Genomic DNA, 20,706 nt, shown 5'->3' with positions numbered 1-20,706 from the left:
GATAAATTACCCACCAAAAGTTCAGCTTACGAAGTTAGTGAACAGCTTAAAAGGTGTAAGCAGCAGAAAAATGAAGCAGTATCACCCAGAGCTTGAGCCACCCGCTTATTTGAAAAATGCACTCTGGACGAGAAGTTACTTTGCTGGCAGTTGCGGAGGGGCAAGTATCGATGTTTTAAAAGGTTACATCGCAAACCAAAACAGACCTGATTAGAAGCCTATCGGCTTCACCCTTATATCCCCTGCTTAGAAGTCAGGGGGCTTACAGGCATAATGCTAAAAGGTTAAAAACATCTAGGGGGTACAGATTTTTCATAGTGAAAATTATAGTGTTAGATATCTCGACTATTCATTAACCACAACGAGATTAAATATTTTCATGCAAATGCCTGAAAACCATTAGCTATTATAAAAACCAACATCATAACAGAAAACCGTAAAAATAACGAAGAACCACTTTTGTTGTTTTTTATATAAAAGTGGTTCTAAAGTGTTTGTTTTCTATGTACTATGTTCTACATCAGCTACAGAGGAAGCGAATATGACGCATAAAGTTTTTACAAACAACGCAGTGTCCAATAATGCCAGTAAAATTGGGCATGAGATGCTATCGGATCAACAGACGCTAAAAGATCGAATTCTTTCAAATGATTCTGTTCGTATAGACAGTGATCAAGTGAACGGTATGCCTCGGATTATCTATAATCATGCGATTACGAAAACTGCATTGAGAAAGTTTGTTGGCGGTGCGACAAAGACATTCGGAGAAAAGTTTGCAAAAGCGGTTGAACTTGGTGTTATACCTGAACCAATACAGAGTAACACTAATTTTCGCTACCTTCTTACACAGCCTGAAGTCCATGCTCTACTAGATCATTGGGACTTTCCCAAATACTCAGTCGACGTTGGAAGTAATCGTTTTCCCTTAAAGAAGTGTGTGGTCGCTGTTGCGAACCAAAAAGGTGGGGTAGCGAAGTCTACAACAACTTCCTCTCTTGCTGTAGCTTCTGCTTTAGATCTTCATTTGCGTGCGAATGTGTTAATTCTAGATCTTGACCCGCAAGGCAGTATGGATCAATTCACAGTTCATGACCCCGAAAATGAAATATTTCTTACTTTAGTCGATATTATTATGGGGAAAGACTTAGAGAATAATCAGTTTTCTGAACTTTTAGATGTAGCTGATGAAAAGGATATTATTCAAAAGGCACCCTTCGAAACGCATTTATGTAATTTAAATGTAATGCCAGCACATCCTATGGACGAACGTTTAACCGATGAGTTCTGGCAAGCAAGCAGCGAAGAAAGGGACAAAATTTTTGCTCGGCTAAGGGATACTATTCTTCCGGCTTTACAAGAGAAGTACGACATAATTCTTATTGATACTCCTCCGGTCGACGGTCCATTGACTTGGTTAGCCCTAGAAATTGCTAACTTTCTATTGACACCGATTGCTCCTAAAGAGATGGATTATTCTTCCACTGGATCATTTTTATCTGCCCTTGATCGCCGCTACTCAACTTTACCTTCAAAGGGAAAAAACCTCAAAGTTCATAAAATGGTTTTAACGGATCATGATCCTAAATCTACCGCTGAAGTAAACATCAAACATAGAATTGTGAAGTCCGCTCAGGAAAGTCTTTTTGGGTCTCATTTTGTTCATAGCGACGCTTTTATTGCTGCTTCCAGTAAACATAGAACAGTATTAGATTTATCTCATGCTGAAGGCTTATGCTCAAAAATAAACTTACGAAAAGCGTCGGAGAGTGTTCAAGCTGTGTATAGCCAGTTTATTTTAGCAGTACGATCAATTTAACTTATTAGAGTATGAGGCCATTAAGAATGGATAACTTTCGTTCAAAAAATAGAGGTTTACACACGGCTAGTGGTAACGGGCTTACCAGTTTGAAAAATAATAAAAGTACTTTTATAGACCAAACCACAGGTATAAAGCATACTTTTAAAACTACTAATGTGTCGATTGACTCATCTGAGTTAGGTGTCAAGACTAAGGTTTCATCACTAAATCCGAGGGAAATCTCAAAAATTAACTTAGAAAGCTTGAGTCTATATAAAAATCTAGTCGAATTCCAAGCCCTCAGCGAATCTGCTATTGGTTATACCTTACCGGACTCCGACATTATTTTTATTGCTAATGGAGCAACTCGAAGAGCCTGCTGCATTGATATTTATAATAAGCTGAATATAGATATCAAGTACAACATTAATGTTATCCAACTAGATAAAGAGAGCATGTGGCTTGTTCTTCAAGAAATAAGAAGAACAGACTCTAACCGAAAATTTACGTTTACAGAACAGTCGATCAACGCTTTGTCTTTTTATGAAATGTATGTAGAGAAAGAATCAAACGTATCAGTTAAAGATATTATAGAAAGCTATAATCTAACGGGGGCTTCGTCTCTGAGTCAGGGACGATTTTCTTTAATGATACCGTTTGCTGTTATCTATCTAGAAATAAATGAATTCCTCTCAAACATCGACTCAAGAAAATTATCTGCTAAGTTTGCAAAGTCAGTTATTGACTTCGTTGAAAAAAAAGCAGGAAAAAAAATTACGATTCGTAAAGCGATTAAAGATAACTCTACATCGAAAGGGTATAGCTTTGTTGCGCTTGAAAACATTAAGTCTACCATTCTTGACGAGTTTAAAAATGAATTGTCATCTTTAAAGTCGCTACTATCACACTTGCCCTCTCTTGATATTCAAACTATAGATAGCGCTTTACAGGTCAAAGATAACAATGAAACAGGTTTCATTGTACAGAGAGAAGCTGAAAATAATTTTTCTATAAGTGAACAAGCTTGCACAGTTAATTTCTCTTTTACGAGAGAGGATTACTCAGAAAGCCAAATGGTAAAAATAAGAAAGATATTTGATGAGTATGCTAAGTCTTTTGAGGATATCAAGAAAAAAATTGATCAAATTGTCTAAGATAAAGTAGTAAGGGGATGTTATGACTATTCATAAATATACAGCATTTAATTCATTGAAGGCTCAAGACTTTTGGTCTTTACCTGTCCTTTTCCAAGAAATATTTTTAGGGGAGTGTCCTGTATGTGTCAGGAAAGCTCTTATGAAATCGAAAAGATAAAGCCCATTTAAAATCGAGATAACTATTAAATACCTGATAGACACATGTCTTTCAGGTATTTCTATTTTATTCTATTATCCATAGGCCCCCTGACTAAAAGTAGATATAAGAGCGAAGCCGATAGGCTCCTAACCAGGTCTGTTTTGGTTAGCGATGTAATCTTTTAAAACATCGATACTTGCCCCTCCGCAACTACCAGTAAAGTAACTTCTCGCCCAGAGCGCATTTTTCAAATAAGCGGATTGCTCAGGCTCTGGGTGATACTGTTTCATTTTTCTACTGCTCACGCCTTTTAAGCTGTTCACTAACTTCGTAAGCTGAACCTTTGTTGGGAGATGTATCAAAATATGAATATGATCGTATTCACCATTCTTTATATAAACTGGTAGACACTTGTCTTTCAGGCAGAGGTATTATTGCTGGTAGACACTTGTCTTTCAGACAGAGATGGTGCTACTAATAGATATCTGTAAGAAAAGCGCCTGACCAACTGCATATTTCGGAGTGTTCCGACCAGTCATTTTGGTATTATCCGGCCATTTTTAGCCAAACTCCGAAATCAGTGACCGATTAGCGAAATGTGTAGTTGGAATGTAAGCGCCAATCCAACCCTACCTGACCATGACTCCCTCAAACCGCTAACCTTCTCGCTTCTTATTATTCAAGGAGCACGTCATGGCGACTTATCAAAAATACAACTGGCCCGAGCTTTTTGAGGCTTTTGAGCAATCCGAGCTTTCTCAGACCGCATTTTGTAAACAGCGCAACATCAATCCCAAACTAAAACAACATCAGCATGTGACTGATAAACCTTCTGCTTTTTGTCGCTAGCAAGTCGCATCGCTAGAGCACTCAAGTCATATCACCAATCAGGTAGTGACTGAGCATGGTCAGTGTAAAACTCATTGTCCAGATTCCATGACCCCATCGGCTATGGTTGCCTTAGTAAGGTTATTGGCATGATTCAGTGGCCAAGGTATGTTCCCATATATTTACATCGAGATCCTGTTGATTCTCGTAAAGCCATTAATGGCCTTGCTGTCATTGTGAGCGACGTTATGGCAGAAGCGCTTGGAAAAAGAATGTTTCAAATGGCCACGTAAACAGGAAGAGGCCACTATGACGATCAGTCATGAGCAATGGAATTGGCTATTGCGTGGTGTGGATATGAGTCGGATCACGCCCCACGAATCGCTTTATTACACTGAGGTTTCTTAAGCGATTTTAATACGACCTCTCTATTCTGAGGTATAATCCACCTACGAATGATACTTCCGTGTTACAACAAGAAAATGATCAATTGCGTGCTCAGCGTGATAGACAATACCGCGGCAGAACGTGCTATACGTCCTTAAGCTACTGGGAGTAAGAACTGGCTCTTTAGCAAAATCCAAGTAGGGGTAACCGCCGGCGCTAACTTGTACAGTCGAACCGAAACAGCCAGAGCCAACGGTCTTAATGAGTACGATTGGTTAAAGCAGATTTTTAAAGCGCTTCCCAATGTACAAAGCCTGGCAGACATCGAAGCACTTTTACCTTGGCATTATAAAGATGTGGTTGGTTAGGCGCTTACCCTAAAAGCGCAGGATCATTAAAACGACAACTTTACTATTGGTTCTGGTGCGAATTCCATCTGGTTGCCTTTTTTACCTCCCTACCCTCAAATGAGGGTGGTCTTTTCGATTGCAAAGAGTCTATATTTAAATCGTCAGCAAAAAACCAAAAAAGAAGATGAATTATGAATAAAGAAACGTCGCTAAAGATCGTATTATCTGCGGGAATCACTCTCACTTTATCTGGATGTTTCTCAAACACGTCAATGATAATGGACGCGACGGGGGCAAAAAAAGGCGAACTTCCTGTTTTTCAACAAGCCGCTTTTACAAGTGCTCAGGCTGATTTTAGAAGCAAATTAGAGCAATACCACAACACTAACCAAATGCCTGTGGATACCAGTTCGTACAGTAGCTGTGACCTAAACCAAAACATACTTCAAGACATATCCGGTTTTACAGCCATTGCTGATCTACTTGATACCACTAGAAAAAATAAGGACAAAGATTCCGAAAAGTCACTCTCAGCCCGTATTGGTCAGGATGCATCTTCTGCTGTCGGGCAAGATATTCAGCAGACTTATAATTGGCAAGGTGGCGCTTTATATGCCTCGACTATTGATTGTCAAAAGCTAATCAACAATGCAGATGCTAGCAAGGTTAGTTTTTTAATTGATAGCCAATACTTGATCAAGACAACAGGAGCTAATTTTAAAGGCACACACTCCATTACTGAGAAAAAACATATTCAGCGAATAGCTCCAGACCATACTGTGTCTATCAGCCTACACTCTACTATTATCGGTGATGACTTCACAAAAGACTTTGGTACCAAGTTGGCACTTAGTCTGAGCAATTTAAAAGACCCTTCGTTTATTTACACTTATAAGAATGGAAATGATCTATTAATTATGAGTGAAGCGCCATCAAGTCCTGGCATCTATTTCACTCAACACTTTATAACGCTCAATAAAGCCGAAAAACGAACTCGCTCCTATCGATATACGGGTGCCGCTCAAAGTGGTATTGGACGCTCTCTAAACGATAAGGCGCACGGCCTGCAAGAAACCTTTGGGAAGTACGGTTCCAAGCTATGTTTTGATCAGGGAGAGTTGGTAGAAAAATCAGATTGTGAGGCATTTTAAATCATGCTGACTCATCAACTAAAAGGGTGGCTGTTTGTAGTTTTTTTGATGTGCACTGGGTGCACGACCTTGCAAATGCCACATGGACTTGGGCCTGCAGAATGTAAATCCGGAGATTGCTCTAATGGCGTTGGGTCTCTCTACTCACCATTCGCAAAAGTAACCTACCACGGCCAATGGGATGGTGGGGAGATTGGTAGTGGTACTTATACCATTGACTACAAAGGTCAAGAATTTACCACTCTTTATAGAGATGGCAGACCGGTCAGTGGGACTAAGTTTTATCCACATATTAATGGCGAATTAGATTATTTTACCGGTGAATGGGCACAATATTACGACCCTTTCAGCAAGCAAAGCATCACATTTCCACATGAAGGGATTTACCACTCTATTACTGGCGCAACGTTAACCGGCGAATTCTATGCCATTCCTAGCCGGGGCATGTTTAAGCACATTTACGAAGAAAACCCCAACACCTCACTCAGGCATTCGATCGCTAATATCCTCTTTATTGGTAAAGTGAAGTACCAAGGTGAAGAAGAAATCACCACATTAGCCAGCACAGATTACTTCATCGGCATGCCCTTTATCAGCTCAAAATATTCTGGGTTAAAACCTTCTGATGCAGGCATGTTGGCCCAGTTCAAACGCGATTTAGAATCAGAACAACAGGCACAGCAGAATGCCAGAGTGCAAGACCAAGGTAACCGTTTCGATTTTGGTAAAATCATTGCGATTGCAGCTACGGTTGCTGTTGCCACTAGTGATTTCAGTGACTTAGGACCTGATGTGAGTATGTTCTCTTCAAGCATGAATAATTTAACAAACACACCAAAAACACCAGAACAGCAAAAAACATCATTTATTCAGCACAAAGAGCAAGTGACAACACAAGTACAATCGAATGTGAATAGGATTGAACAGCGCTATGCCCCTTTAACAAAACCCAAGCCGCGTTCACAACAAATAATAGCCAAGTCAAATCCTGCAGAAACCGAAGTTGTCACAGCTCAGCCAAGGAATATCAATATAGAGGCGAGCGGCACAACGGGTAGCTATTTTGCGTATGAGCAAGCGCTTGATTTGTCACAAACTAACGCCGAAAACAAGGCGCACTCAATGTGTCGTAATGACCACAATGGACGACTAAAGGCGAACAGTGGCAATATGGCCAAAAAGAATTGTCAGCAAAATAAAAATGAATTCCGCTGTAATGTGACCATGATTTTTGTGTGTCAAACAGAGTAGGTTTTTAGGCACACAAAATCAGCATAAGATCAGTCAATGAAGTAAGGCGGATAAGATGCTACTAATGAGCTCTCCTTGCCGAGAATGATTAGTTTTAATAAAAACATTTTTCAAATAAGAGCGAATTGTCGCTTCTGTTTTTCCGCTCTTATTTGAAATCTCTTTTAACGTTAGCCCTGCAACTAAGTCTTCGCATAATTCAGACTCCGCGGGTGAAAGCGTAAAATATTGCCCAATAGTTTCAGCCTTTGGTAGCTTTCGTTTAGTGGGTTCAACAATAGTCACTAAAGCACCGCCTCGTGAAACATCCGTACTTTCCATTGGCCTTATCAGGACAATAAGTGGAGGTCGGCCTACTCTATGTAAAAATAAGGTGTCTGTATTATATTCGCCTTGCCCCATGCTAGCTCGAATCACTTGCACTGAGGATCGAAGGTACGCGTTTTGAACATCATTCTGCTGAAACATTAGGCGTTCGTTGCGAACGGATAATAGCTTTTGTTCTACTAAAAGCGCCTTGGCCAACGGGTTCGAATGAATGACAACTGCCTGTTCATTTAATATCAGCGTTGCCTGATGCATAGCGTTAACAACACTGGTTAATGTTCTTTTGGCAACATTTCGCTGATCAATCTGCTGACACAACAGAATAGCTTGACGGATGAAGGGTACTAATTGATTAAGTCGAGCTAGATCTTCAGGGTGATACATGCCCTGCTTAATCGTCCTCTGCATCGTTAACAATATAGTATGAGTATCTGTGCAATGAATAACTAACCAAGCGCTGTCCAACATATTTTGATCATTCTGCCAACGCTGATAGTCTTCCGTGATATTCAACTTATCTTTGATGGACAAAGCTGAGTGAAATACCCCTGGTGGTTGAAAGGTCGCATACCTAGAAACCAGATCTTGCTGGATCATATTGTTTTTTGTATACCAGTCTATAAAATCATCAGGAAGTCCTGCGTACCAAAGGTGGTCTATTTGCAATGGCTGTTTACGGACAACCACTAATTCTGCTGCACATGCATTATTAGCCACCCGAAGAAGCTCTAAAAAATGATGAAAACCTTCTCTGTCGGTAAGACCTTCATATAACGCATGAACAAGTTGAGCATCAGGTAGAGCCATCTCATTTTTATAACTTAGAGACATATCTAAACCACCTTACATATTAAGTAAACCCTAAGGATGCAAGAGAAATAGTATTATCATAGGTTCTTATTCAGGCTATAGTAATCTTTACTTCATTATCACTAGGAAACAACTTTTTTCTCATAGGCTTACTTCATCCTTTAAAATCACCCATTTCGGTTTAATCCGGCCACCTGATCTTACCTTTTTTCTCTCGTCCTATTTTTACTCTAAATGGCTGGATTGCGCCAGTTTTCTCATTGATTCACCTCCTAGCTCTATTCGATGACTGTTGTGTACCAAGCTATCCATTAAGGCATCTGCCACTGTGGCATTGTCAATCATGTTGTACCACTCCTTCACGGGAAGTTGGCTGATAACGATGGTGCTGCTGTTTTGATAACGATCTTTAAGCGCATCCAGCCTGAGTTTTGCTTGTTGTTTTAAACGTTGGATTTTAGTTTGGGTACGGCTCAAAATTTCACTTTCTAGCTGCAGACTTAATCGTTCTTCGAAGTCCAGCTCTGCATAGGTAGTCAGTTACTCTTGTTGCTCTCTAGGGCTTTTGTAGTGGTCAAGTAAACTGGCCATTGAAGCTGACCAAACCGGTATACTGGCTCTACTGCACTGGGAAAGACGGACCGGATAAACAAAGTCCGATACCCAATATTGTGTTATACGACTTCCAACCCACACGAAGTGCGCAATGTGCGATCGACTTTTTACAAGGCTTCGATGGCTATCTGAATGTGGATGGTTACTCAGCTTATGAGTCCACGAAGGCAACGCTTGCCGGTTGCTGGTCACACGCACGTCGAAAATTTATAGAAGCAGAAAAGAGCATGCCCAAAGGGAAATCGGGCAAAGCAACCATGGCCATCAGCCATATTAAAAAGCTGTACGCCGTTGAAGCGTTAGCCAAACAAGAAGAGACAGAAGAAAAAGCCTTCCAGATCCGGCAAGAAAAAGCGCCTGCTGTACTAGCGACGTACAAAGATTGGTTAGAGAAGTCACCCCCGAATTCAAGCTCCTCCTAAATCCTTGCTTGAAAAAGCGATTCAATACATTTGTTCACCTGTAAAGTTATGAGATAAGTTTATCATCTCTAATCAGGTGGCCAAATTCACTATGCCACTACAACAGAACAAATCCTAGAGCAATTTGGCGATAAGACTCAAAAAGCCTTTGTGGTCGAAGCTGCGGACATTGCTAGCAACAAATACGACTTGTCTATCAACCGCTATAAAGAAGTGGTATACGAAGAAGAAGTTTATGAAGACCCGAAAGTCATCCTTGGCAAATTGATGGCCTTAGAAAACGACATTATGGTAGATCTAAAAGAGCTGGAAGGAATGCTCTAATGGCGGATCTCAGTCATAGTGAATACCAACAATGGCTTGTTTCGCTTAAGCAAACTTTTCGCCAGCGCCAGTTAAAAGCCGCTGTCGCCGTCAATACTCAGCTCATTGAGTTCTACTGGCATTTGGGCAGCGAGATTGTTAAAAAGCAACAAGATTCTACCTGGGGACAGGGCTTTTTAACCCAACTTAGCAAAGATTTAAAAGATTTAATGGCGGAGTTTCCTGACATTAAAGGCTTTTCTAAGCGTAATCTAGAGCAGATTCGCCGCTGGTATCTATTCTGGAGCCGTGATACCGCAATTGCGAAGCAGGCTGCTACGCAATTTTTACAGATACCTTGGTGGCACAATATTGTCATCGTTAGTAAGGCCCAAAGTCACGAAGAAGCGCTCTTTTATCTAGCGCAAACCCAACAACATGGCTGGAGCCGTGCAGTACTGACACACCAAATAGAAAGCCAACTTTGGCAACGTAAAGGCAATGCCGTCAGTAACTTTGAGCAAACCTTACCGCCAGTCCAGTCGGATTTAGCGCAACAAAGCTTAAAAGACCCCTATGTATTTGATTTCTTGACCTTGACGGAAAACTACAACGAATACGAGTTGGAAAAAGCCTTGGTCGATCATATCAGCCAGTTTTTGCTAGAGCTCGGCGCTGGCTTTGCCTACGTGGGCAAGCAAGTCCCCGTAACCGTGGGTGGTAAAGACTTCTACATCGATTTACTTTTTTACCATGTGCGTTTGCATTGTTATGTGGTTATTGAGCTCAAAACCGGTGACTTTAAGCCCGAGTATGCAGGTAAACTGAATTTCTACATTAACGCTGTCGATGGTGAAATCAAAACTGAACAGGATCATCCCACCATAGGCCTGCTACTGTGTCGTGGCAAAGACAAACTCATCGCGGAATACGCTTTAAAAGGCATTGACACCCCTATGGGCATCTCCGAATACCAACTGACCCAAGCCCTACCCACTGAACTGCAAGACAAACTCCCCAGCATCGAACAAATCGAACGAGAACTGGCGCAGGAACTTAACCAAGGGGAAAGTAAAGAATGAGCGATACCATACAAGCGGAAATGAAAAAACAAGGGTCGAAATGGCCGATGGTGAAGTTGAAAGACTGCTGTGTTGTTGTCGGAGGCGCGACACCAAAGCGTGATGTACCTGAATATTGGAGTTCGTCTGATGTGCCTTGGGTGACCCCAAAAGATGTATCAAACTTGAGTAATTCTGTTCTTGTTGATGCTCCTGAATTTCTAACTTAGGATACAAAAGTTGCGCGACTTATATGCTTCCTAAAGGAAGTGTATTGCTGACATCAAGAGCGCCTATAGGTAATGTTGCAATTGCAGGTCGCGATATGTGTACTAATCAGGGCTTCAAGAGCCTAATTTCATCAGAAGGGAGCGATGGTGGCTACCTTTACCATTGTATGAGGTACTTTTCGCAAAGACTTCAGGCATTAGGTAATGGAGCGACTTTTAAAGAGGTATCCAAAAAGACAGTAGAGGATTTTGAGATACCACTTCCGCCACTGGAAGAACAAAAACGAATCGCGTCTATCCTAGACAAAGCCGACGGCATCCGCCGCAAACGCAAACAAGCCATCCAACTCGCCGACGAGTTCCTACGTTCTGTGTTCTTGGATATGTTTGGTGATCTACTAAGCAAAGGCTGGGATTGGACTACTGTTGAGGAACTAGCAGATTCAGCTAAGGACAGTATGAGAACGGGACCATTTGGAAGCGATCTTAAGCATAGTGAATTTGTAGATTCAGGGGTTGCTGTTTTGGGTATTGATAATGCTGTGCGGAATCGATTTGAATGGGGAAAAGAACGCTTTATTACAATTGATAAGTATGAAGACCTTAAACGTTACACTGTTAGGCTTGGTGATGTCATTATCACCATTATGGGCACCTGTGGACGGTGTGCGGTTGTACCTGACGATATTCCTTTAGCGGTTAATACAAAGCACCTCTGCTGTATAACACTCGATAAAAATAAGTGTCTACCGGAGTTTCTTCATTCGTACTTTTTGATGCATCCAGCTGCAAACAAATATCTTGGATCCAGAGCAAAGGGAGCAATTATGGATGGACTTAACCTTGGAATGATTAAAGAACTGCCTATCCCCGTTGTGCCAATAGCGCTCCAAATCAAATATGTTGGTATCTCAAAATCAGTGCATAAGTCACTTGAGAAACTCAACATATCTAGAATAGACCAGAGTGGTCTGTTTAATGCCCTTAGTCAAAAAGCATTCTCTGAAAAACTCTAAGGACAGGGGGTATGATCAACGAAATCCAAATCAACCCACCAGTAGCGACCTATCAAAATGCGGCAAGGCTAAGTGATCTCCGCCGCATCAATTATATCTTCGGGGCTAATGGGACAGGAAAAACTACTATCAGCCGTGTGATTGCCGGCGACCAAGGATACGAACATTGTCAGCTAGTGTGGCAAGGAGGTGGCGCGCTAGAACGCATGGTGTACAACCGGCATTTTGTTGATCGCAACTTTAATCAGGATGGCCCTCTTCAAAGTGTTTTTACTTTAGGCGAGAATCAGGTAGAGGCAGAGCGCGAAATTGCTCGTTTACGACCAGAGATGGATAAAATAAATGGCAAAATATCAAGTCTTAATATTCAGTTAGATGGGGAAGATGGACAATCAGGTAAGCGACAGGAGCTCTCTAATTTAGATCCATCATTGAGAGATAAGTGTTGGAAGCAAAAGCAGCTTCATGATGACTACTTTCAAGCTGCATTTTCTGGTGTAGTGGCATAGTGAATTTGGCCACTTGTTTTTTAGTGGACACTTAGTCTTCTGATTTAGATAGCTTCGTTTTGGACGGGGGTGCTTAGGTCAATGTTCCATGGTAAGAGTCCATCGACTTTATTGATTGAGTGTTGTCCTATGCGTTTCAATACTGTTGTGAGATATTGATTCGGATTAATATCATTTAATTTCGCTGTACCAAGAATGGTATACAGTACTGCAGCTCGTTCACCGCCGGCTTTAGAGCGCGACACAGCCTGGTATTTGAATAAGCAAGAGTCTGTGCATTGGTGGGGCATCGTATTGCAGTGAATCAACGCGAGTACAGCCTGCAAGGCTGGCAAAAGCAAAAGGTTTCCCCTGACTTGTTGGTGTGCGTTGAACAGCCAAACTCTGACAGTTACCGCTTCTCTGTACTGGAAACCAAGGGTGAGCACTTAAAAGGAAACGATGGCACTGAGTACAAGCGCCGATTATTTGAGCTGTTAACTGAGCACGTCAAGTCGGCGGTAAATGCTGGCGAACTTACGTTGGAAGCAGCGTCGGGTGGTATGTCGTTCAGAATGCTGATGGAAGACAGTTGGTCACAAGAGATCGTGCCTGAGTTGAATTAATGAGTCATTTGTTGGTGTTGTGTTGTCTCCAACCTTGTCGCACCTTCTAAAAAAGGAGCGAAACTCAAAAGGAATATCAAGTTAACGAGGATTTAGATGGGTCAGCCAATACCGACTTCTTATAATCAAATCATTGCGCATACGATTGAACAGGCGCTTGTCCTATCGATTAATGCAAAGAACGCAAATGCTATTGCTGGCTTTTGCCAGTTACAAGGCCCAACAGGCGGGGGCAAAAGTAGTTCTCTTTATCGTAGCCCAGACGGGAAAATTCCAGCGAGTCTTGAATTTATAAAATCCAAAGGGTTGCAGGCCATATTGGTCACCCATCGCTGGAACATCCTGCATGACATTTATGAAAGTGCCACGAGTTCAAAAGACAGCTCAGGTAACCCACTGCTCGTTAGTATTCTTTATGCACAGGATGAAACTGTTGTTAGTGCGGTTTCGCAACGGGCGCTGCCACATGAACAAGGTGTTCAAAAATCTGACTTGCCCGATCCTTATAAGGCCATTGGGGACATCCATGGCTTAGGAGCGTTTCGTTCTAATGCTGATAAAGAGGTTCTCGTTCGTGCTTGCCACAACGTTTCAGCCATAGCCCGTAATATTGAGTATAAAAAGAAAAACCCTGACTCGATGGGCGTCTTACTCGAACGAGAAGAGCAGGAACTAAGAAAACAGTGTGGCTTTGTCGAGCGAACGCTACTTGGGTGCATGTCATCCTTAGAGAAGGCAGTGAAGTATGCCAGCAAGCAGCATGGCAAGACGCATGAGCTCACGGAGCAAGCAAAAGAAAAGCTTCGTTTATTTAGAGAAAATAAATGGGTGCGTCGAATTTTCCCCGCGATTGCCTGGCACGATGATAAGCAACATTTGCTGGTGTTAACAACGCAGAAGCTGTTCGCTTCCTTTTATGACGGTAAACAGAAAGTCAGAATGTCGAGCGGCCAACTGGCCGGAAAGGTAGTATTTGTTGATGAGTTTGATTACCAAGCTGACATTCTACAGACATTACTTGCCCAGTCTCAAATGGTGCAAGAGCCGCCTGAGTGTATTGGTCAATTACTTGAAGGGGGTAAGCGTCTTTTAGCACGAATGCAGTTTGTTACTGCCGAACCTATACCTGAGCTTTACAGTGAGCTTAAACAGCTTATTGCGGAGCTAGAGGAGGATTTGACCAGCAAAGGTGTCGATCTCAATCAGTCTAGGGCGCTGGTAATCCCTTTAAAGCAGTATGAATCCGGTGTGCCGTTCGAAAAGAAATATCTGTTTCGCTCAGATCACTTAGTAACTAGTGAGCCTTTGCAGTTACAGCAAAAACCTCATGGCTTTGAAGTGAAAAGTTATAGGCAAAGCGATGAAGCATCAGTTGATGTCGGTGATTTTTTGCGTGTGATGGAGAAATATATCAGACGCTTCAGTTTGTTGTTGTCGCAGTTCGCAACCGATGAGTCCGAAGCCTATGAGTATCTCGTTCGGCTAAACCGATTGCTGTTTGATCCTGCGAATGACTATCGACCATCCTACTACAGCACAGCGTTACCCAGCTTATCGCTGTTCTCCTTACCTCGCACTAGCTTGCCTGAGTTAGAATCGTTGAGTAGATCAAATCGATTACCTAATACTCAGACGAATATGTTTGGCCTAACAACCTGGCTGTTAACCACGGATGAAGCCGAAGCGGATATTGACCCGTTGAGGATCAAAATTAAACGCGCACTATTGCCGACAACACCTGAAGGCTTAATGGTTTCGTTATCGAGTCGAAACCTCGTTTTTGCACTATCCGCAACCTCTTATATCGAAAGGGGGATTGGTCATTTCGATATACGCTGGATTGAAAGCGCTTTGCGTTACGTGGCTCAGGCTCGCAGTCCACAATGTACCGAGAGTTTTTTGGGCGATAGCTTTGAGCCGCGCCCCGAAGATTGGTTTAAGAAGCCAATTCCGTATTTACAAACTGACGAGGATAAGCAGCTGCAAATGGCAGTGATCCGCTCGTTGGTTAAAGATAAATCTGAAAAGCGTCGCTCGGCACTGAAAACCACGATTCACGACTTTGATGATGCTATCAATGCGCCAGTTTTTCAGGAGGCAAAGCTGCATTTGAACGCTGCATTTTTTGAGGCTGATCACTCTGATTACAAGTATGAATACCGGCAGTCTGTGTTGTTTAAATTACTGCACGTTCTGCATTTGGCAGCGAATAAGCCACAACATAAAGGACACTTGGCCTTTGTTAACTCAGTCAAATACTTTCGGAAGTGGTTGATAAGTGATACCGCAGAAAACAGTAGGATGAGCGCGGATTGGCTTGAAATGGAGCGTTTAACGACTGGCGTATTGTCTTCTTTTGACGATGTGTTTATTCCTTTAGCTGTCAACGGTAAGCCCATGATGATTTGCTTGCTCAATGCTGAAGCACAAAAGCGAGAAGGATTTGAGCACGCCTATCAAGCGGCGTTCGACTCTGGCCGAACCGTGGTGGTAATGACACAAACTGCATCCGCTACCAATGGCATTAATTTGGACTACTCCTTGCCCAACTCTCAAGGACAGATGGATCTGACGTCACTGTTTATTATTGAAAGTAAGCACTTTTACTTTTCACTATGGGGTAGCAATGACGCTGATGATGAAATGTCTCATGCTGGCTTTCAGCTCAGAAACTTAGAAAAACTAGTCAGACGTTCAGAGTTTTCACGCAAGCAGCAGCGGCAATTTATTATGCCGTTAATGAATAACTCAGTTTCTAAAATCCAGGAGCTAAACAAGCTCTATAAAGGGACAAATGACTACGTTAAGAATCTTGCTGCTGACGTACAGCAGCAAGTTGGTCGTATTGAACGTGCTTGGACGTATGTGCCCCACGTCGCCATTCATTTAAGCGATGATGTAGCAGGCCATCTTCGCAATTACGGCCAATTAAGCGTTTGTACTAACAATCGAAATTGGGTTTCAAACCTTAATAATCAGCTGATTGATGATCTTACTCATTCCGAAGATGCATCGGTTTCCAACTTTCTTACCCTGTTGAAAACGCGATCCCAAGATGGCTCTGCTGCGGTAGATATTATTGATAACAAGTTAGTTTCCGCTATCCGAGATGCACGACAAGGTAAGGGTTGTCTCGAAGATGTTTCAGGACTTTGGCATGAACTAGGCCGCGCTGTATTGCAGCATGATCTGCAATGGATGCCGCATAACAATGCTTTTGGCATTACTGAGCCTTTGTGTCGTTGGGCGTGCTTTGAGCGACCCAAGGAAACAAAGGTTACTGGTGAAATATGGTACGACCCAAAAAGTTGGCAGTTCTTCGCTAAGCGTGCAGCGGGATTGATTAAGTATAACCCACAGACGCTTTATGAGGTTGTTAACCGGCAACCTGCTATTTCGAATTGGTTTAATCGTAAAAGTTTTCGAACGTCGTTTCAGCCGTTTGCCAACGACATTGAAGAGCAATTTGTATTCCATCCCGTTGTGATTCAGCGAATTTTACAAGGACGTATTGGTGAAGAAGGTATTCGTGCACTGCTGAGTGACAAGCAGCTAGTCACTAAACAAGACGTCTACAACCATGAGCTGTTTGAATTATATGATTTTGAGATAGCAAATGCGGATGTTTTTGTTGATGCTAAATTTTGGTCGATAGCGGCTCTGGAGCAGTCAGATGAAGGCTTTGAGCAATGGCTTGCTTCAGGAAAAAATCCTGAATTTGCCCCTTTGGGATTAATTAAGAAGCTGGAAAAGATCCGACAAATCCGTGGTGAAAATGCCATTTTGGTTATCGCGAACCTATCGACTGGTGAAGATTGTTCCTTATCGGGCTTTTCTAAAATGTTGGAGCCGGTAAAAGTTGAGAATGCTTCAATCCTGTTTCTACCAGGTTGTTTGGTGAGCGATGGATATCAAATGACGTCTGGCTTTAAGTGGTTTTCGAAAATAGTTTGGCAGCGTATGAGGGAGCAAGGTTAATGGATAAAAATAAAGATTTGAGGCAGTTGCCGCTGTCTCATTTGGTCTATTTGAATAGCGAGGTTGATGCAGATAAAGCCAACAAATTCGTGGTTTATCACTATCCACTTCTCAATAACAGCTATCAGTGGAAAGAGAAGAAAGCCTGGGAAGAACGTATCGATGCCGAGCTAGACAGTCGGCAGTTTGCCTATTTGATGAAAAAAAATGGTAATCTGTTTGGGCTCTATGTGGCTTTACAAAGTTTAAGTGATATTCCTCCGTCTATTGTAGACGCTGAATTGCAACCTATTACTCCCGTTCGAGTTGAATATTCACCGGTGTTAAATCCTGTGTGGATTCGACTAATGATGCGATCATTACGGGCTTTTGGCGGTCATTGTAAAGGCGCTTACAGTTTAGGTAGTCCGTTATTGAAAGTAGATAGCTGGGCTGGCGGTGTCAATGCGATCAGCCTAGATTGTAGAACTCAGCAGTTAAAAGATGGGAATACCACTGAAATTGCTCTGTTTTATACCAATGTTCCATTAAGACCGTTATCTAATGACGATGATATAGATCGTATCAAGAAGCCTCTATGGGTCTATGACAAAAATAAGGTACTCGTGAGGTGGTATCCTGGCCATGAAAAAAAACCAAGAGGTACGCTGTTTAAAGAAATTGGAAAGAGTAAAAATTCACGGAAACAGCGTCCGTTTCTGGATCTTTCTACACCCACTAGGTTTGAACAAAGCTGGCCTATGGTGTTAAAACCAGTGCAAGATGCGTTTATCCTTTTTGCGCGTGACTATGGTTTTGAACTTTCAGCAAAAACATTAAATCTCCAACCACTGACTTTGAAAACAAAGCATAAAGCCAATAAGGCTAAGTCATCTTTCCCAAGCATTGAGATATCCGGTGAAATCAAGGTAATAGACCTAAGAGTTAATACCGTTGTTGCCTGTGAAGAAATCTTAGAATTATTTAAATTGCTAATTGCACAGAAAGGCGTCGATGTTTCGTGGGATTTACTAGATGGAATTGTGGCAAATGACTTTGAACAGATAAAGCTTGAACGTTCGGACCGCATTTTGATACTTCTAGATCAGGAAAAAGGTATTGAAGATGATCGTTATCCACTAACGAAGTCGTTAGTTGGACGGTGTGCAGTTCAACATATCAATGTTAATCCTCATGATGTAACCGGAGACCCAGTCGAAAAAAGGTTATTAATCGAGTCTAAAAGAGACGATGACCCGATAAAGCTATACGTTGCGTCTGAAGGTGGATATTACACCTACAACTATGAATTATTAGATACCAAGGCATACAAAGAAGCGATTATTAGAAAGCTTGAAGTGGTTCTTAAAGAGTTAGAGATCAAACGTTTACTGATTGATTCTGATAGGGCTATTTCTCAAGTCTTGCCATTGCAACGCGCCTGTTTAAATGAATCAACCATTGTCATTACCGATGGTTATTTATTTACGGTTTCAAATGACAGACCGGTGTTGATCCCCTTCGATCCCACTGATTCTGGTATGACTTTGAAAATAAATGAGTATCTCGCCAATTTCGAAACATCCGTAAATGATTTGCTTACTTTGATGAATGAGAATTGGCCCTATGGTTATCGTCAGAATGTCGTAATGGATTACTACGGCACTGAAGTTGATAAACAACGACGATTTGCGGCAAGAATTACGCTTGTTTTGAGTAAGGATAAGGACGCACAAGTGTCAATCATGATGCAAGATCCATCTTATGACCAAACGAATGTATTGCCACTGAGTATGGAGGATGTGCTTTCGGATTTAACCAAGAAACAGAAGTCTTATCCGTTGACGGATTGGGTGCTGCCAGATAGTGAAGTATTGCTCAATATTGTCAAAGAGTTGAGTGATGATGGCGTGTTATCCAGCCAAAAGGCAACGATACGATTTGAAAGTGAGTTACCTGAATTAGTTGAATTATGGCAAGAACAATTAGTTTCGCTTCATCAGCAAAATGAAACGAAGGTGGCTTACTATCAGGTGAAAAAAGAGGTTATTCAGCGTTGGTTAGATAAGCGAGAAAAGAAAAAAGATACATCAATCAGCGGTAGTTTAGATACCTTGTTATCTCGATACTTTGACAAGCCTTTAAACGACATAAAACGCTGGATGAGTAACATACCGGGTATTCAACGCATATGGTACGACAAAGAAAAGGGATATTTTGTTGTCGGCGGATTAACCTCTCCAAAAGCTCAGTTGATGAGACAGCCAAGCATCCGACAATGGCACACCTTGCAAGGTGAATTGGACATCGAATTACTTGCTGATTTGCTAGATGTTGATTGGGTTCGTATGAATCAGCTTGCGGGTAACCCATGTGTCACAACACTAATCAAGCGATGGAAAGAGATAAATCCTGACTCTAGAGATGCGATTTTACTCAGTTGCTAAATGACTTTATTAAATAAATCTGTAAATGAAATTGAAGCGATAAAAAATGCTAAGTAATAGGATAAACCCGAATTCAAGTTCGAAGTGAGACACTTTTCACTTCAAGCAACCAAGCACATTTCTTTAAAAACCATGCTTGGTTGCCTGAACCCTAAACACTTTCTCGGGCGATTGTTTATTCGTCTCATCGCAAAATGTATTGTTTCTTCTGTAACACTTCTTAAATCAGTACTTTTGGGTGCATACTGCCTTAAAAGACCGTTACTATTTTCATTTGCTCCACGCTCCCAAGAGCTGTATGGATGAGCAAAATACACTGTCGTATCTAATGCTTCGGCTATCTCAGCGTGATACGCGAACTCACGACCATTATCAGCTGTTATCGTATGTACATGATCCTTAAAAGGCATTAGTAGCTCTATGGTAGCCTGAGTCACATCTTTGGCTGACTTTGTATTCACTTTCTTTATCAAGTAAAAGCGCGTTTTCCTTTCTAACAAGGTGACGATTGAACCCGTTCCATGCTTACCTAAAACCGTGTCTATTTCCCAGTCTCCAAAGCGTTTTTTGGCATCAACAATGATTGGTCGCTCATCAATGGATACCTTATTCTTGATCACTTCCGCTTTCGTTCGCTGGCCTTTACGGTAACGCTTTCTTCCTTGTCTCAAACGGCGATAAAGCGTCCCTTTGTTTCTTTTGTCATCATGAATGTACTGGTAAATCCATTCATGACTGACAGAAATTCCACAGTTTTTGAGTACATTAGAGACCTGCTCAGGGCTCCAATCGATTTCAATTAAAATACGAATGAAATCAATTGTCTCTGACGCTATGCGATATTTTGCGGCTGTCTTCCGCCTTATCAAACAGGCTCTTTGGGCTTTGTCAGGGCAATATTCTGTTGTTTTTTATTCCGCTTCAACTCGCGATAGATCGTCGCTCTATGACAATTCAGTGTTTGTGCAATATTTGCTACTGATATTTTTTGCCCTAAGAGAGTGGAAACCTGGTATCTTTTGCCTTCAATCAACTGCTGATAATTCATGTTGGTACTGCTTAATTTTGTGGTGAAAAGAAGTGTACCAACTTCAGCAGTTGGCTTCTTCTATACCTGACTAGCAGTGTCGCACTTATTATCTGAATTTAGGGCTATGTAACCTTTTAAAACATCGATACTTGCCCCTCCGCAACTGCCAGCAAAGTAACTTCTCGCCCAGAGTGCATTTTTCAAATAAGCGGGTGGCTCAAGCTCTGGGTGATACTGCTTCATTTTTCTGCTGCTTACACCTTTTAAGCTGTTCACTAACTTCGTAAGCTGAACTTTTGGTGGGTAATTTATC

21 protein-coding genes and 2 pseudogenes are annotated in these 20,706 nt (G+C 41.7%); 17 read left to right on the top strand and 6 right to left on the bottom strand.

The features are described 5' to 3' along the window. The 3 genes from tnpA (LG368_RS14155) to LG368_RS14145 all read left to right on the top strand — a co-directional run. A partial coding sequence (tnpA, locus tag LG368_RS14155) for an IS200/IS605 family transposase (RefSeq protein WP_226755366.1) occupies positions 1 to 214 on the top strand: 214 nt, incomplete at its 5' end. Between the two features lie 327 nt (positions 215 to 541). Further along, complete coding sequence (locus LG368_RS14150; protein ID WP_226755365.1) at positions 542 to 1,816, top strand: ParA family protein; 1,275 nt, start codon at positions 542 to 544, stop codon at positions 1,814 to 1,816. A gap of 26 nt (positions 1,817 to 1,842) precedes the next feature. Next, complete coding sequence (locus LG368_RS14145; RefSeq protein WP_226755364.1) at positions 1,843 to 2,952, top strand: ParB N-terminal domain-containing protein; 1,110 nt, start codon at positions 1,843 to 1,845, stop codon at positions 2,950 to 2,952. A gap of 288 nt (positions 2,953 to 3,240) precedes the next feature. Here LG368_RS14145 and tnpA (LG368_RS14140) read toward each other — a convergent pair whose 3' ends face one another. Further along, positions 3,241 to 3,489, bottom strand: coding sequence for an IS200/IS605 family transposase (tnpA, locus tag LG368_RS14140; protein WP_226755369.1), 249 nt, complete (start codon positions 3,487 to 3,489; stop codon positions 3,241 to 3,243). A gap of 298 nt (positions 3,490 to 3,787) precedes the next feature. Between tnpA (LG368_RS14140) and tnpA (LG368_RS14135) the strand changes: the two genes are divergently transcribed. The 5 genes from tnpA (LG368_RS14135) to LG368_RS14110 all read left to right on the top strand — a co-directional run bounded on the left by tnpA (LG368_RS14135) (position 3,788) and on the right by LG368_RS14110 (position 7,061). After that, the gene (tnpA, locus tag LG368_RS14135) at positions 3,788 to 3,943 is read left to right on the top strand and encodes an IS66 family insertion sequence element accessory protein TnpA (RefSeq protein ID WP_226755363.1); all 156 of its coding nucleotides are present in this window, start codon (positions 3,788 to 3,790) and stop codon (positions 3,941 to 3,943) included. A 128-nt stretch (positions 3,944 to 4,071) separates the two neighbouring features. Next, a complete protein-coding gene (locus LG368_RS14130) occupies positions 4,072 to 4,215 on the top strand; it encodes a hypothetical protein (protein ID WP_226755362.1) in 144 nt (47 codons plus the stop codon). Positions 4,216 to 4,530: 315 nt separating this feature from the next. Beyond that, complete coding sequence (locus tag LG368_RS14120; RefSeq protein WP_226755360.1) at positions 4,531 to 4,677, top strand: transposase domain-containing protein; 147 nt, start codon at positions 4,531 to 4,533, stop codon at positions 4,675 to 4,677. Between the two features lie 173 nt (positions 4,678 to 4,850). Next, on the top strand, positions 4,851 to 5,810 hold the full coding sequence (locus tag LG368_RS14115) for a hypothetical protein (RefSeq protein WP_226755359.1): 960 nt from the start codon (positions 4,851 to 4,853) through the stop codon (positions 5,808 to 5,810). A 75-nt stretch (positions 5,811 to 5,885) separates the two neighbouring features. After that, the gene (locus LG368_RS14110) at positions 5,886 to 7,061 is read left to right on the top strand and encodes a hypothetical protein (protein ID WP_226755358.1); all 1,176 of its coding nucleotides are present in this window, start codon (positions 5,886 to 5,888) and stop codon (positions 7,059 to 7,061) included. A gap of 33 nt (positions 7,062 to 7,094) precedes the next feature. On the opposite strand, the gene LG368_RS14105 is transcribed toward LG368_RS14110, so the two are convergent. Both LG368_RS14105 and LG368_RS14100 read right to left on the bottom strand, forming a co-directional pair. Next, positions 7,095 to 8,219: a helix-turn-helix transcriptional regulator gene (locus LG368_RS14105; RefSeq protein ID WP_226755357.1), complete on the bottom strand. Its 1,125-nt coding sequence runs from the start codon at positions 8,217 to 8,219 to the stop codon at positions 7,095 to 7,097. 204 nt (positions 8,220 to 8,423) lie between these two features. Further along, complete coding sequence (locus LG368_RS14100) at positions 8,424 to 8,678, bottom strand: ATP-binding protein (RefSeq protein WP_476703455.1); 255 nt, start codon at positions 8,676 to 8,678, stop codon at positions 8,424 to 8,426. A gap of 110 nt (positions 8,679 to 8,788) precedes the next feature. Between LG368_RS14100 and LG368_RS14095 the strand changes: the two genes are divergently transcribed. The 6 genes from LG368_RS14095 (at position 8,789) to LG368_RS14070 (ending at position 12,354) form a co-directional block, all read left to right on the top strand. Beyond that, the gene (locus LG368_RS14095) at positions 8,789 to 9,235 is read left to right on the top strand and encodes an IS66 family transposase (RefSeq protein WP_226755356.1); all 447 of its coding nucleotides are present in this window, start codon (positions 8,789 to 8,791) and stop codon (positions 9,233 to 9,235) included. Positions 9,236 to 9,385: 150 nt separating this feature from the next. Then, positions 9,386 to 9,559 (top strand): hypothetical protein, encoded by a 174-nt coding sequence (locus LG368_RS14090; RefSeq protein WP_226755355.1) that lies wholly within the window; start codon positions 9,386 to 9,388, stop codon positions 9,557 to 9,559. Then, complete coding sequence (locus LG368_RS14085) at positions 9,559 to 10,620, top strand: PDDEXK nuclease domain-containing protein (protein WP_226755354.1); 1,062 nt, start codon at positions 9,559 to 9,561, stop codon at positions 10,618 to 10,620. Before LG368_RS14090 ends, LG368_RS14085 begins: the two co-directional genes overlap by 1 nt. Beyond that, complete coding sequence (locus LG368_RS15505) at positions 10,617 to 10,829, top strand: restriction endonuclease subunit S (RefSeq protein WP_264194069.1); 213 nt, start codon at positions 10,617 to 10,619, stop codon at positions 10,827 to 10,829. The genes LG368_RS14085 and LG368_RS15505 overlap by 4 nt, the downstream gene beginning before the upstream one ends. Further along, positions 10,817 to 11,845, top strand: a complete 1,029-nt coding sequence (locus tag LG368_RS15585) for a restriction endonuclease subunit S (RefSeq protein WP_338086335.1) — start codon at positions 10,817 to 10,819, stop codon at positions 11,843 to 11,845. The genes LG368_RS15505 and LG368_RS15585 overlap by 13 nt, the downstream gene beginning before the upstream one ends. A gap of 11 nt (positions 11,846 to 11,856) precedes the next feature. Continuing rightward, positions 11,857 to 12,354 carry an AAA family ATPase gene (locus tag LG368_RS14070; RefSeq protein ID WP_226755353.1) on the top strand — a complete coding sequence of 166 codons (498 nt, stop codon included), beginning with the start codon at positions 11,857 to 11,859 and terminating at the stop codon, positions 12,352 to 12,354. 44 nt (positions 12,355 to 12,398) lie between these two features. On the opposite strand, the pseudogene LG368_RS14065 reads toward LG368_RS14070, so the two are convergent. Continuing rightward, positions 12,399 to 12,590: pseudogene (locus tag LG368_RS14065) on the bottom strand (transposase domain-containing protein); the annotation flags it as partial. A 45-nt stretch (positions 12,591 to 12,635) separates the two neighbouring features. Here LG368_RS14065 and LG368_RS14060 point away from each other — a divergent pair. From LG368_RS14060 to LG368_RS14050, 3 genes are all read left to right on the top strand, one after another. Continuing rightward, positions 12,636 to 12,959: a hypothetical protein gene (locus tag LG368_RS14060; protein WP_226755352.1), complete on the top strand. Its 324-nt coding sequence runs from the start codon at positions 12,636 to 12,638 to the stop codon at positions 12,957 to 12,959. A 96-nt stretch (positions 12,960 to 13,055) separates the two neighbouring features. Then, positions 13,056 to 16,937, top strand: coding sequence for a hypothetical protein (locus LG368_RS14055; protein ID WP_226755351.1), 3,882 nt, complete (start codon positions 13,056 to 13,058; stop codon positions 16,935 to 16,937). Next, a complete protein-coding gene (locus tag LG368_RS14050) occupies positions 16,937 to 19,363 on the top strand; it encodes a hypothetical protein (RefSeq protein WP_226755350.1) in 2,427 nt (808 codons plus the stop codon). Before LG368_RS14055 ends, LG368_RS14050 begins: the two co-directional genes overlap by 1 nt. Before the next feature lie 101 nt (positions 19,364 to 19,464). On the opposite strand, the pseudogene LG368_RS14045 reads toward LG368_RS14050, so the two are convergent. Together LG368_RS14045 and tnpA (LG368_RS14040) are read right to left on the bottom strand one after the other, a co-directional pair. Further along, positions 19,465 to 20,411: pseudogene (locus LG368_RS14045) on the bottom strand (IS30 family transposase). Positions 20,412 to 20,471: 60 nt separating this feature from the next. Continuing rightward, the coding region (gene tnpA / locus LG368_RS14040; protein WP_226755349.1) for an IS200/IS605 family transposase at positions 20,472 to 20,706 on the bottom strand (235 nt) is incomplete at its 5' end.

The sequence above is a fragment of the Marinomonas algarum genome (assembly GCF_020532605.1).
GTDB lineage: Bacteria > Pseudomonadota > Gammaproteobacteria > Pseudomonadales > Marinomonadaceae > Marinomonas > Marinomonas algarum.
This window is presented reverse-complemented; position numbering and strand designations above follow the sequence as displayed.